The sequence below is a fragment of the Bradyrhizobium sp. 17 genome (genome assembly GCF_023073515.1).
Taxonomy (GTDB): Bacteria; Pseudomonadota; Alphaproteobacteria; order Rhizobiales; family Xanthobacteraceae; genus Bradyrhizobium; species Bradyrhizobium canariense_D.
This window is the reverse complement of sequence record NZ_JADPJQ010000066.1, coordinates 123,970-135,859: the sequence shown is the minus strand read 5'-3', so window position 1 is coordinate 135,859 and position 11,890 is coordinate 123,970. Positions and strand designations below refer to the sequence as shown.

At 65.8% G+C, this 11,890-nt stretch carries 10 protein-coding genes; 7 read left to right on the top strand and 3 right to left on the bottom strand.

Features of this window, described 5'->3' with window-relative positions:
• The first annotated feature begins 199 nt into the window (after positions 1–199).
• The 4 genes from murA (at position 200) to IVB13_RS11810 (ending at position 4,283) form a co-directional block, all read left to right on the top strand.
• Positions 200–1,495, top strand: coding sequence for a UDP-N-acetylglucosamine 1-carboxyvinyltransferase (murA, locus tag IVB13_RS11825; protein WP_247295895.1), 1,296 nt, complete (start codon positions 200–202; stop codon positions 1,493–1,495).
• Between the two features lie 261 nt (positions 1,496–1,756).
• A complete protein-coding gene (locus tag IVB13_RS11820) occupies positions 1,757–3,151 on the top strand; it encodes an MATE family efflux transporter (protein WP_018455832.1) in 1,395 nt (464 codons plus the stop codon).
• On the top strand, positions 3,148–3,636 hold the full coding sequence (locus tag IVB13_RS11815) for a DUF2867 domain-containing protein (protein WP_018455831.1): 489 nt from the start codon (positions 3,148–3,150) through the stop codon (positions 3,634–3,636). Before IVB13_RS11820 ends, IVB13_RS11815 begins: the two co-directional genes overlap by 4 nt.
• Positions 3,633–4,283: a 2-hydroxychromene-2-carboxylate isomerase gene (locus IVB13_RS11810; protein WP_018455830.1), complete on the top strand. Its 651-nt coding sequence runs from the start codon at positions 3,633–3,635 to the stop codon at positions 4,281–4,283. The genes IVB13_RS11815 and IVB13_RS11810 overlap by 4 nt, the downstream gene beginning before the upstream one ends.
• A gap of 1 nt (position 4,284) precedes the next feature.
• Here the strand turns inward: IVB13_RS11810 and IVB13_RS11805 are convergent, their stop codons facing one another.
• Positions 4,285–5,400, bottom strand: a complete 1,116-nt coding sequence (locus tag IVB13_RS11805) for an FUSC family protein (protein WP_018455829.1) — start codon at positions 5,398–5,400, stop codon at positions 4,285–4,287.
• Between the two features lie 118 nt (positions 5,401–5,518).
• Here IVB13_RS11805 and IVB13_RS11800 point away from each other — a divergent pair, with 118 nt between their 5' ends.
• On the top strand, positions 5,519–6,886 hold the full coding sequence (locus tag IVB13_RS11800) for an MmgE/PrpD family protein (RefSeq protein ID WP_247488947.1): 1,368 nt from the start codon (positions 5,519–5,521) through the stop codon (positions 6,884–6,886).
• 6 nt (positions 6,887–6,892) lie between these two features.
• Here the strand turns inward: IVB13_RS11800 and IVB13_RS11795 are convergent, their stop codons facing one another.
• On the bottom strand, positions 6,893–8,320 hold the full coding sequence (locus IVB13_RS11795) for a serine hydrolase (protein WP_018455827.1): 1,428 nt from the start codon (positions 8,318–8,320) through the stop codon (positions 6,893–6,895).
• A 145-nt stretch (positions 8,321–8,465) separates the two neighbouring features.
• Complete coding sequence (locus tag IVB13_RS11790) at positions 8,466–9,527, bottom strand: helix-turn-helix domain-containing protein (RefSeq protein ID WP_247488945.1); 1,062 nt, start codon at positions 9,525–9,527, stop codon at positions 8,466–8,468.
• 258 nt (positions 9,528–9,785) lie between these two features.
• On the opposite strand from IVB13_RS11790, the gene IVB13_RS11785 reads away from it, so the two are divergent.
• Both IVB13_RS11785 and IVB13_RS11780 read left to right on the top strand, forming a co-directional pair.
• Positions 9,786–10,703, top strand: coding sequence for a pirin family protein (locus IVB13_RS11785; protein ID WP_018455825.1), 918 nt, complete (start codon positions 9,786–9,788; stop codon positions 10,701–10,703).
• A 77-nt stretch (positions 10,704–10,780) separates the two neighbouring features.
• Complete coding sequence (locus IVB13_RS11780; protein ID WP_018455824.1) at positions 10,781–11,695, top strand: phosphoribosylaminoimidazolesuccinocarboxamide synthase; 915 nt, start codon at positions 10,781–10,783, stop codon at positions 11,693–11,695.
• Positions 11,696–11,890: the final 195 nt, after the last annotated feature.

The window sequence follows — 11,890 nt, the reverse complement described above, 5'->3', positions numbered from 1 at the left end:
GCCCCGGACTTGTCCCGGGCATCTAGGTTCTCCGTGCATCTGGCAAAGGCGTGGATGGCCGGGACAAGCCCGGCCATGACGTAGAGACACGGCTGAACCTCCCCCGCCCTCGCGACAAGTGCAGAATTGCTCCCGCGCTCAATTCTCGGTAGTTTCCGCCTCGAAAACCCGCCCACCCAACACGACAGCGAGAGACCCCGTGGCGCCCATCCAGTACATTGTCGAGGGCGGTCACCGGCTCTCGGGCTCGATCGAGCCTTCCGGCAACAAGAATGCGGCCCTGCCGATCATCGCGGCAGCCCTGCTCACCGAGCATCCGGTGACGCTGGAGAACGTGCCGCGGATCCGCGACACCGAGACGCTGGTCGAGCTGATCCGCTCGGTCGGCGCGGCGGCGGAATGGACCGCCCGCAACACGCTTCATATTCACGCCAAGAGCATCCGCGCCGCCGATCTCGATCCTGATCTGTGCGTGCGCATCCGCGCCTCGATCCTGCTCGCCGGCCCCCTGCTCGCCCGCTGCGGCGAAGTGATGCTACCGCCGCCCGGCGGCGACGTCATCGGCCGCCGAAGGCTCGACACGCATGTGCTCGCACTCGAGCAGTTGGGAGCCAAGGTCACCGCGACCGACCGGCTCGAATTCCGCGCTTCGAAACTGACCGGCGCCGACGTGTTCCTGGACGAGCCCAGCGTGACCGCGACCGAGAACGCGCTGGTCGCAGCCGTCGCCGCCCAAGGCACCACCTATTTGCGCAACGCCGCGTCCGAGCCGCATGTGCAGGACCTCGCCAACTTCCTGGTCGCGCTCGGCGCAGGGATCGAGGGCATCGGCACCAACACCATGATGGTGCACGGTCCGGCGACGCTGGGCGGCGCGACCTACCGGATCCAGCCCGACCATATCGAGGTCGGCTCGCTGATCGGACTCGCGGCCGTGACGCGGTCGCCGCTTCGCATCGTGCGCGCGGGCGTCGAGCATCTGCGCTCGATCCGCATGGGATTCGAACGGCTCGGCATCGTCTGCCGCATCGAGGGCGACGATCTCATCGTGCCATCAAACCAGACGCTGAAGATCCAGGACGATTTTGGCGGCCACGTGCCGAAGCTGGAAGACCAGCCCTGGCCGGCCTTCCCGGCCGATCTGATGTCGATCGCGATCGTCACCGCCACGCAATGCGAGGGCGTGATCCTGATGTTCGAGAAGATGTTCGAATCGCGGATGTTCTTCGTCGACAAGCTGATCGCGATGGGCGCGCGTATCGTGCTCTGTGACCCCCATCGCGCCATCATCGCCGGCCCCAGCCGCCTGCGCGGTGCATCGATGATCTCGCCCGACATTCGCGCCGGCATGGCCATGCTGCTCGCGGCCGTCTGCGCCGAGGGCACCTCCACGATCAACAACGCCGACCAGATCGAGCGCGGCTACGAGCGCATCGACGAGCGCCTCAACGCGCTCGGCGCGAAGATCAGGCGCGTGCCTGAACGGAAGGGCTGAGGCGCTTCTTCCCTTCTCCCCTTGTGGGAGAAGGTGGCGTAGGCGGCCTTTGGCCGCCGTTTTTGAGAACGCCGAAGCTTCGCATCGGCTATAGCGCCGGATGAGGGGTTGCTTCAGCGAGTCCTGCTGCTTGAGGGCCGTACGCGGAGAGATCCCCCTCACCCGTCTCGCCGCTGCTGCGGCGAGCCACCCTCTCCCGCAAGGGGAGAGGGAGAAGACCAAGCCATGTTTTCGTCGCCCGGCTGTGCTATTGACCCGGCCATGCTCGACACCGTCCAGCCTCGTTCGCAGCCGCAAGCCGGCGTGCCGCCAAATCCTCTCGCCGACGAATTCGTCGCGACGCTGCGGCTGGCCGTGCCGATGATGCTGACGCAGCTCGGGCAGATCGCGATGATCACGACCGATCTCGCGCTGATCGGGCGGCTCGGCGAGAGCGCGGTCGCAGCAGCAGCGCTGGCGCACACGGTCTATTTCGTCAGCTTCACCTTCGGGCTCGGATTGATGACGGCGGTGTCGCCGCTGGTCGCGCAAGCCTTCGGCGCCGGCGATGTCAGGCGCATCCGCCGCTCTCTGCGCGTCGGCTTGTGGGTCGCCTTGCTGATCTCGCTGCCGATGATGGCCTCCCCGCTCTATGGCGAGCACATCCTGGTCGCACTCGGTCAGGCGCCGCACTCGGCCGCGCTCGCCCAGCGCTATCTGAATGGGCTGGCCTGGGGCATCGCGCCGGCACTCGGCTTCATCGCGCTGCGCAGCATGATGAGCGCGGTGAACCGGCCGCAGGCCCCGCTATGGATCACGCTCGCGGCGATCCCCGTCAATGCCGCGCTGGTCTACGCCCTGATCCACGGCCTGTTCGGCCTGCCGGAGCTCGGTCTGTTCGGCGCAGGGCTTGCGACCACCATCGTCAATCTCGGCACGTTCGTCGCCACGCTCGCCATTGCGGGGCTGCGCAAGCCGTTCGCGGATTATCGTCCGCTTGCCCATCTCTGGCGGATCGACTGGCCCCTGATGCACAAGCTCATCGCGATCGGCGCCCCGATCTCGTTCTCACTGCTGCTGGAATATGGCCTGTTCTCTTCGGCGGCGCTGCTGATGGGGTTGATCTCGACCACGGCGCTCGCGGCGCATCAGATCGCGCTCCAGGTCACCGCCGTGCTGTTCATGGTCCCGCTCGGCATCGGCATGGCAGCCACGGTGCGGGTCGGCCACGCCTTCGGCCGGGGCGACCCGGCTGCGGTGAGGCGCGCAGGTCTCGTGGCAGCCGTGATCGGGATCGCGTTCGTCTCGGCCCTCAGCGTCGCAATCATTCTCGGCCGCTATGAGCTCGGACGGCTGTTCTTCGGCAGCGGCGAGGCGAGCATGGCGACCGTCGAGCTGACTGCAACGCTGCTGCTGGTCGGCGCGACCTTCTTCATCGCCGATGCCATCCAGACCATCATGGGCGGCGCACTGCGCGGCATCAATGACACCAGAATGACGTTGGTATTCGCCGCGATCGGCTACTGGTGCGTGGGCTTTCCCATCGCCTGGTTGCTCGCTTTTCACGCTGATTTCGGCGCGGTCAGTGTCTGGATCGGACTGTCGATCGGATCGTTCGTCTATGCCGGACTTCTGATCTTGCGCTTCCGGATGCTGACGCGCAAACTGGCGGGATGAACGGGACCGTCCGCGAAGTCATCCCCGATGTCGACGCCGGCACGCTGCTGGCCGGTGCGCAATTCATCGACGCCTTTCGCGTGGAGATCGGCACAGCACCGGTGAATGCCCGCGAGGCCTGCACCAGGATGGTGTTGCACGGACCGCGCTGGATCGGTGCACTGACACGCCTGCGCAACATCCTCGTGAGGCCCTTTGGATTGAAGACATCGGGTGAAGGCGCACCAGCGCCGGGCGGCCCGATCGGCTTGTTTCCGGTGCTGAGCGAAACGCCGGAGCAGCTGGTCGCCGGCTTCAATGATTATCATCTCGACTTCCGCATCGTGGTCGATGTCGCCGGCGAAGCGGTGCTGCGCCACGTCACCCTGACCACGCTGGTGCGGACCAACAATCGGCTGGGCCGCGCCTATCTCGCGTTCATCACGCCCTTCCACAAGCTCGTCGCCCGCAGCATGATGGGGCGGCTCGTGGAGCCGGCCCGATGACGCTCTCCGTCGACCTCTTCTACTCCTTTCGCAGCCCGTTCAGCTGTCTGGCGTTGCCGAAAACGCTCAACCTGGTCGAAACCTACGATCTGACGGTGAATTTGCGGCCGGTCTATCCGCTCGCAGTCCGTGTGCCCGGGTTTTTCAAGAAGGCCAGCCCGAACTTCATTCGCTATGTGGTGCTCGACAGCACGCGCGTGGCGCAGCACGAAGGCATTCCGTTCCGCTTTCCCAGGCCCGATCCGATCGTGCAGCACAAGGTGACGTTCGAGGTCGCGGCGGAGCAGCCCTACATCCACCGTCTGACCCGGCTTGGTGCCATGGCGCAGCTCGAGGGACGCTCGCTCGCATTCACCGATGCAATCGCCCGCGTGCTGTGGGACGGCTCGGTGTCGGGCTGGAACGAAGGCGATCATCTCGGGCGCGGCGCCGAAAAGGCCGGCTTCGATCTCGCCGCGATGGATGCCGCAATCACCGCGGACCCTGATCGCTACGAGCAGGTGATCACGGAGAACGAGAAGGACCACGCCGCCTCCGGCCATTGGGGCGTGCCGACCTTCGTGTTCGACAACGAGCCGTTCTTCGGCCAGGACCGCATCGATTTGCTGGTCTGGCGCATGCAGGGCAAGGACCTGATGCGGCGCTAGCTCACTCGGCCAAGCGCGCTGACTTGTCCGACGAGGCTTCCGACCACTCGCCGACGACGCGATCGAGATCGCAGAGATTCTGGTGCATCTGCTCCAGCGAGAAGCCGATCGCGAAGAAGCGCTCGGCGGTGTCGCTCGGCTGGCCGCGGATCAGGCCGTCCTGGCGAACGGCGGCAACCGCCTCGGCGTAATGCTGGAGCGCGACGTGCACGGGATGAATCGGCGGCGCGCCGGCACCAGCCCGCAACGCTTCGGCCGCCGAGCGCAGAAAGCGCACGATCGCCGCACTGACCTCCGCCAGCGGCGCGGCGAGCCGCATCTGCACCTCGGCCGGCAACGGCACCACGGTCGAGCGGCCGATCATCACGACGTCGTGGCGCAGCCGTAGGATCGTTCGCAGCAAGGGACCGGTGTCGGGCCCGCTTGACAGGCGCGCGGCCCGCTCGCGCTCGGCTTCGGCACCGATCGCATTCATGCCCACCATCGCGGTGCCGATGCCGTCCTGGATCCGGTGCAGCGCATCGTTGTCGCGGCCGCGCGTGAGACCCGCGAGCAGCTCGGTGAAGGCGTCCGCGATCAGCTCGAGCAGCCTTGCCGCGCTGGCGCGGATCTGGCGCACCGCGCGCGAGGGCAGCACCAGGAACGAGACCAGCAATCCCGTGATTGCGCCGACCCCGACCTCGCTGACCCGATCGATTGCCGATGTCATGGGATCGGAATGATGCATCGTCGGAACCAGCAGCACGATGATGGCGGTGACCGTCGCTGCATTGAGGCTCGGGTTGATCGCGGCGACGAAGGCGAGTGGCGCGACCGCCAGCACCAGCAGGCCCAACAGGCCGGCCTCGGTCGAATAAGGGATCAGGATCGCGATGGCGCCCCCATAGATGGCGCCGCCGATGGTGCCGAGCACGTAATCGCGCGTCGCCTTCAGCGAGCGCCCGACGCTCAACTGGGTCACGATCAGCGAGGTCAGCACCGCCCAGAGCGGCAGCAGCAGATGCAGCGCGGTGGCGATCGCGTAGGCCGCGGTGGCCGCGACCGTGACCCGGATCGCCAGGCCCAGTTGCGTTCGCCGCGCCCGGACCCGGTCGAACACATCTTTTGGAAGTCCCATCGTGGAATATCCCGATCCTCTTGGAGCCTGCCAAAAGCATAGCTGATGCCCGCAGCCCATGGCCGCTTGAAAGGCCAAATCAGCCCGCCTAACTTGCGCGCCAAAACGAGGAAACACGATGGCCCACGAAACCGCAACGCTCGCTGCCTATGTCTTCAATCTGAAATACGGGGATATTCCGGCGGAAGTGCTGGATCGCGCAAAGGTGCTGACGCTGGACTTCCTGGGCAGCGCCATCCGCGCCCGCAGCGAAGCGGAATCGACCCCCTCGATCCTGAAGATGCTGGAGGCGCTCGCGCTCGACACCAGGGGCGAATCCACCGTGTTCGGCGACAGCAAGACCTGGACGCCGGCGGTCGCGGCGCTGCTCAACGGCGCGCTCGGCCATTCCCTCGACTTCGACGACACCCATGCGGACTCCTCGCTGCACCCGAGCGCGCCGGTCGTTCCGGCCGCCTTCGCCATCGGCGAGATGGTCGGCGCGTCGGGCCGCGACGTGCTGACCGCGATCGTTGCGGGCTATGAGGTCTGCTGCCGGCTCGGCAACGCGCTCGACCCGACCTCGCATTATGCGCGCGGCTTCCATCCGACCGCCACCGCTGGCACCTATGGCGCAGCAGCGGCCGCCGGAAAACTGTTCGGCCTGTCCGAGCAACAGCTCATCGCCGCCTTCGGCGTCGCCGGCAGCCAGGCCGCGGGCTCGCTGCAATTCCTGGTCAATGGCGCCTGGAACAAGCGCTACCAGGTCGGAGCCGCCGCGATGAATGGCGTGATCGCCGCGACGCTGGCGCGCAACGACTTCGTCGGGGCGACGGAATCCGTGGAGGGCAAACATGGCCTGCTCGCCGGCTACACCGACGATGGGCATCCCGACAAGGCGGTCGCCGAGCTCGGCAAGACCTACGAGACCATGAAGATCGGCGTCAAACCGTATCCGAGCTGCCGCTATACCCACGCCGCGATCGACGCGCTGATCGCAATGCGGCGCGAGCACAATCTGACGCCCGATCAGGTCAAGCGGGTCGAAATCGGCCTGCATCGCAACGGCATCACGCTCACCGGCGACGCCGCGACCAAGCGCCACCCGACCTCGATCGTCGGCGGCCAGTTCTCGATGTTCTTCACCGGCGCGCTCGCGCTCGACCAGGGCTCATTTGGCTGGGACGACTACAATCGTCTTGGCGACGCCGCCATCGACGCACTCGCCGACAAGTTCGACGTAGTGCAGGACGATCGCCTCGAAATCGGCCGCACCCACCCCTTTGGCGCGCGCGTGAGTATCACGACGGACGACGGCGTGCATGAGCGGCTCTACGCCGATCCCTCTGGGGAGCCGACCTCGTTCCCGGATGCACAGGCGATGCAGCAAAAATTCTTGACGCTGGCACGCCCGGTGCTGAATGCGCGCGCGGAGAAATTCGCAGACGCGATCATGACGCTGGAGCGGTTCGATCGCGTGGCAAAGGCGACGGAGCTGGGAAGGTAAAGCACCTCAATCCATCCCCGCCACCTTCCCTTTAGCGCGCGTTGCCGCAATCACATCCCGCACCAGATCAAACACACCGTCCGCTTCCGGCGGTGAGTTCGGCGAACGGCCGAGCCGCACGATCACGAGTCGTTCCGACGGAATCACGATTGTATACTGCCCGATCGTGCCCTTGGCGAAGAAGGCATCGCGCGGCCAGCCGTGATCGACGCGAAAGGTCGCGCCAAAGCTGTCGCCCTGGTTGGTCCAGAATCCGGCGCCGATACCGACCCAGGCATTGGGCGTCGCCGACGCCGAGTAATTCACCCAGCCCTCGGGCAGGATGCGCCGGCCGCCGGCGACGCCGTCGTCGAGATAGAGCTGGCCGAAACGCGCCCAGTCGCGCGCGGATGCGAGCATCTCGCTCGACCCCTCGATCGTGCCGGCGCCGTCGAGCTGGAGCGTGACGTGTCGCATGCCGAGCGGCGCGAACAATTCGCGGCGCGCGAAGGCAAGCGCATCGGCGGGATTGCCGCCGGCGGCGTTGCGGATCAGATGCGCGAGCATGATGGTGTTGCCATCGTGATAATTCCACACGGTGCCCGGCGCGGTCGCAAGCGGCATGCTCGCTGCATAGGCGGCCATGTCGGCCTCCACGAATTTCATGCGATTGACCGGCTCGAAGGCGGAGCCAAGCGAGGCCTGAAGCGAGCTGCCGAGCGCCAGGCCCGCGGTGTGGCGCAGCAATTGATCGACGGTGATGGCGTGACGCGGATCGTCCGGATTTGTCCAGGCGGCGACCGGTGCGGGCCCGTCGAGCTTCAGTCGGCCCTGGCGCACGAGGATCCCGGTGAGAGCCGAGATCACGGACTTGGTCATGGAGAAGCCGAGCAGCGGCGTCTCCGGTCCGATGCCGTCCGCATAGCGCTCCGCGATGATGCGGCCCGACTTCATGACGACGATTGCGCGGGTGCGGCGGAATGGCGGCGATGGCGGCTCAGCGAAGGCGCGATCGAGTGCGGCTGACAGCTCCGGGCTCTGTGGCGACACGACCGCGGGCCCGGCGATCTCGGGCAGCAACGCCGGCTGCCTGTCATCCGGCGGCAACGTGACGTCGGTGATCCCTCCGCCGTGCTCGAGCGTGCAGCCGAGTCCCTCGCGATAGACGGCGTGGCTGCGACCGATGCCGAACAGCGTCACCGTAACATCCTTGCGCGCGCGATCGACCCGATAGTCCATCGCCCAGGCGAACAGACTTGCGCCCGGCATCGCATCAATGGTCTCCGTCAGGTTAGGCCTGATATCGAGGCCCGAGACAAACGTCTCCGCGCAGAGCACGTCGGCGATGAAGCCGGTGACGACCTTGGGCACGTCATGGGCGCGAACCGTGCCGAGCGCGAGGCCGGCAAAGACGATGGCGATGGTGAGAAGGACGATCTTGCGGCGGCGGGTCACGGGCTTGCTCCGGCTTGAGGCGTGTGCCGGAGACGAAGCGGCATTCACGCGATGCCCGCTCGCCGGATTTGGAAAACGGCAGAGCCGAAAGCAGCGAGACGCTCGCCGATTCCAAAATAACCTTGATATTACAGCGTGCTAAAGATTAGACGGCATTCACCTTCAGCCGCCGGTACTCCGTCGGCGTCACGCCGGTCACGGCCTTGAAGGCGCGGTTGAAGGGGCCTAGCGACTGGAAGCCAGAATCCATCGCGATGGTGATGACGGGGACCTTGGCCTGGGCGGGATCGGCGAGGGCTGCCTTGGCCTCTTCGATCCGGTGGTTGTTCAGGAACACATTGAAATTGCGGTAGCCGAGCCCCTGGTTGATCAGCCGGCGCAGCCGGTATTCGGGAATCTTCAGCCGGCCCGCCAGCACGCCGATGCTGATGTTCTCCTGGCGATAGATCCGTTCGTCCGCCATCAGCCGCATCAGGGCGTCGATGAGCTTTTGGTCGGGGGCATCCTCGCCGACAGGCTGGCTCGCCGCGATCGCGGGCGCCGCTTCCGCGGCGGCTGGAAACAGGTCGGCGCCATCGACGCGCATCATCGCATAGGCGATGGCCGCGACAATGCCGGCGAGCACGCCTGTATTGACGGTGTTGGCGACGTCGCCGACGTCACTGCCGACGACAAGGATCTGGAGCACCGCGTTCAATCCGCCATAGAGCGCGGCAGCACAGACAATGAAGATACGGACGCGGCGGCGGCGCTCGACCAGATCGGCTGACCATGAGGCGATCGTCTGCACGATCGCGAGCGCAATGAAGCCGAGCACGATCAGGTTCACCGCGGTGACGGCGACCCGGACATGTCCGCCGGGTGCGATCCAGAGACAGCTGACGAAGCTGAAGGCTGCCACCAACGCCCAGGTCAATCCGTGCCACCGGCGCAGGCGAAACTCATCGTCGAACAGCGCGCGCGTGAACAGCCAGAACACCACGATATTGCCGGTCGACAACGCGATCAGCGGCGCATGCCATGCCGGTACCAGCGATGATGTTCCGACAGAATAGCTCACAGCATGCGCGGCCGAGCCGAGCGCAAAGGCCGCACCGAGCCGGGCTGCCAGCACATTGCGGAAATCCGAGAGTAATGACGCTGCCAACAGCAGCAGCAGCGCCACGGCGGCGGCGCGAAAGGCGAGCTCGGCTGCGGCTGGGGTCATCGGGTGTTGCGATGGGTCGCGGTTGACATCAGCCGAACATCCTTCGTCAGGCGTATGTTTTCAAGCACCATCCGCACCACAGCTGTCATCGTCCGGCTTGACCGGACGATCCAGTACTCCGAGACGGCCATGATTGAACGGATAGGCCGCCGCGTACTGGATGCCCCGCCTTCGCGGGGCATAACAGCGGGCTTAGCCGCGACGCTGGCGCGGAATCCTGCTAGTATCGAGCCCAAGCAATTTAGACGGAGTTTTACCATGAGCTGGCAACCCTCGAACGATCCCGTGCTCGGCGATCCCATGTCCTGCGATGCGCTCGATCTCGTCATCGTGCCGCGCACGCGCGATCTCGGCGACGGCTTCGCGGTGCGGCGCGCGTTGCCGCACGGCAAGCGGCAGATGGTCGGGCCCTTCATCTTCTTCGACCATTTCGGGCCGGTGCAGTTCGTCTCCGGCAAGGGCATGGACGTGCGGCCGCACCCGCATATCGGGCTTGCCACGGTCACCTATCTGTTCGACGGCGCGATCATGCATCGCGACAGTGAGGGCAACATCCAGGAGATCCAGCCTGGCGCGATGAATTTGATGACGGCCGGCCGCGGCATCGCGCATTCCGAGCGCACGCCGGATGTGCAGCGCGCCTCGGGGCAGAAGATGCTGGGCCTGCAAAGCTGGATCGCGCTGCCGGCCGGATCGGAAGAGATCGCCCCGTCGTTCCAGCACTACGGCGCGGGTGACCTGCCGATGGTCACCGAGCGCGACTTCACCGCAAAGGTGATCGCGGGCTCGTCCTTCGGCATCACCTCACCTGTTTCGATGGTGTCGCCGTGGTTCTATACCGAGGTCACGGCGGCCGCGGGCGCGGTCGTGCCGCTCGACCCTGATCATGAGGAGCGCGCCATTTACGTGGTCGACGGCGAGGTCGAGATCGCGAACGAGCGCTACGAAGGGCCGCGACTGCTGATCTTCCGCCCGGGCGACCGCATCACGGTGAAGGCGCTCAAGGCCACGCGGATGATGTTTCTGGGCGGCGACGCCCTGGAGGGCCCGCGCCACATCTGGTGGAATTTCGTCTCCTCCAGCAAGGAGCGGATCGAGCAGGCCAAGCAGGACTGGAAAACCGGCCGCTTCGCCGCAGTTCCGCAGGAACATGAGTTCATTCCGCTGCCGGAATAGGCTAATCCGGCTTCCGGTCGCGCGATCAGGCTCGGCCGGATGTCCCGTCGCAAGGCCTTGCTCCGAAAGTTCTGCCGATGACCACCATGCTCTCCAGCGACCTGCCCCTGCCCAAGATCGGGCGCGGCAAGGTGCGCGATATCTACGCCGTCGACGACGACCGCCTGCTGCTCGTCACCACGGACCGCATCAGCGCCTTCGATGTCGTGATGGGCGAGACCATCCCGATGAAGGGCGCGGTACTGACGCAAATCAGCGCCTTCTGGTTCAACGAGCTCGAAGGCGTGGTGCCGCATCACATGATCAGCGCCGACACCGACGAGATCATCGCCGCCGTGCCGGCCTTGAAGCCGCATCGTGCCGAGATTCTCGGCCGCGCCATGCTGTGCCGCCGGACCACGGTGTTTCCGATCGAATGCGTGATCCGCGGTTATCTCTCGGGCTCGGCCTGGAAGGAATATGCAGCAAGCGGAACGCTGGCCGGCGAGAAGCTGAAGGCGGGACTTGTCGAGAGCGAGAAGCTGGAGCCCTCGATCTTCAGCCCGGCGACCAAGGCCGAGACCGGCCATGACGAGAACATTACCATCGCAAAAATGCGCGAGGTCGTCGGCGACGAGACGGCCTACACGCTCGAGAGCATGACGCGCGCGATCTACACGCTCGGCGAGGAGCTCGCCCGCGAACAGGGCATTATCATCGCCGACACCAAGTTCGAATTCGGCCGCGACAAGGACGGCCGCATCATCCTGATCGACGAAGTCATGACGCCGGATAGTTCGCGCTTCTGGGCCGTCGATGCCTACAAACCCGGCCAGCCGCAGGCGAGCTTCGACAAGCAGCCCTTGCGCGACTATCTCGATGTCGAGCGCCGCGCCGGCCGCTGGAACGGCGACGCCCCGCCGCCGCCTTTGCCCGCAAGCGTGGTGGACGCGACCAGCAAGCGGTATCTGGAAGCATATCGCCGCGTGACGGGAAGCGAACTCAAGATCTAGTGCAGGCCCTTAGCGTCGTCCTGGACCAGCGAACGAAGTGAGCGCCGATCCAGGACCCATTACCACCGGGCGCGGTTTGGCGAAGACTGTGGCCGTCACCTCGCGGCACGACTCCTCCCTGGGATAATGGGTCCTGGCTTTCGCCAGGACGACACCGAATGGCGGGCGCTTCGGTTTCTTCCATCCGGCTTGCAA

Excerpts from the sequence above, each read along its gene's own strand:
- IVB13_RS11820 (WP_018455832.1), top strand. The coding sequence starts at position 1,757 with ATGCTCGACACCGTCCAGCCTCGTTCGCAGCCGCAAGCCGGCGTGCCG.
- IVB13_RS11815 (WP_018455831.1), top strand. The coding sequence starts at position 3,148 with ATGAACGGGACCGTCCGCGAAGTCATCCCCGATGTCGACGCCGGCACG.
- IVB13_RS11810 (WP_018455830.1), top strand. The coding sequence starts at position 3,633 with ATGACGCTCTCCGTCGACCTCTTCTACTCCTTTCGCAGCCCGTTCAGC.
- IVB13_RS11805 (WP_018455829.1), bottom strand. The coding sequence starts at position 5,400 with ATGGGACTTCCAAAAGATGTGTTCGACCGGGTCCGGGCGCGGCGAACG.
- IVB13_RS11800 (WP_247488947.1), top strand. The coding sequence starts at position 5,519 with ATGGCCCACGAAACCGCAACGCTCGCTGCCTATGTCTTCAATCTGAAA.
- IVB13_RS11790 (WP_247488945.1), bottom strand. The coding sequence starts at position 9,527 with ATGACCCCAGCCGCAGCCGAGCTCGCCTTTCGCGCCGCCGCCGTGGCG.
- IVB13_RS11785 (WP_018455825.1), top strand. The coding sequence starts at position 9,786 with ATGAGCTGGCAACCCTCGAACGATCCCGTGCTCGGCGATCCCATGTCC.
- IVB13_RS11780 (WP_018455824.1), top strand. The coding sequence starts at position 10,781 with ATGACCACCATGCTCTCCAGCGACCTGCCCCTGCCCAAGATCGGGCGC.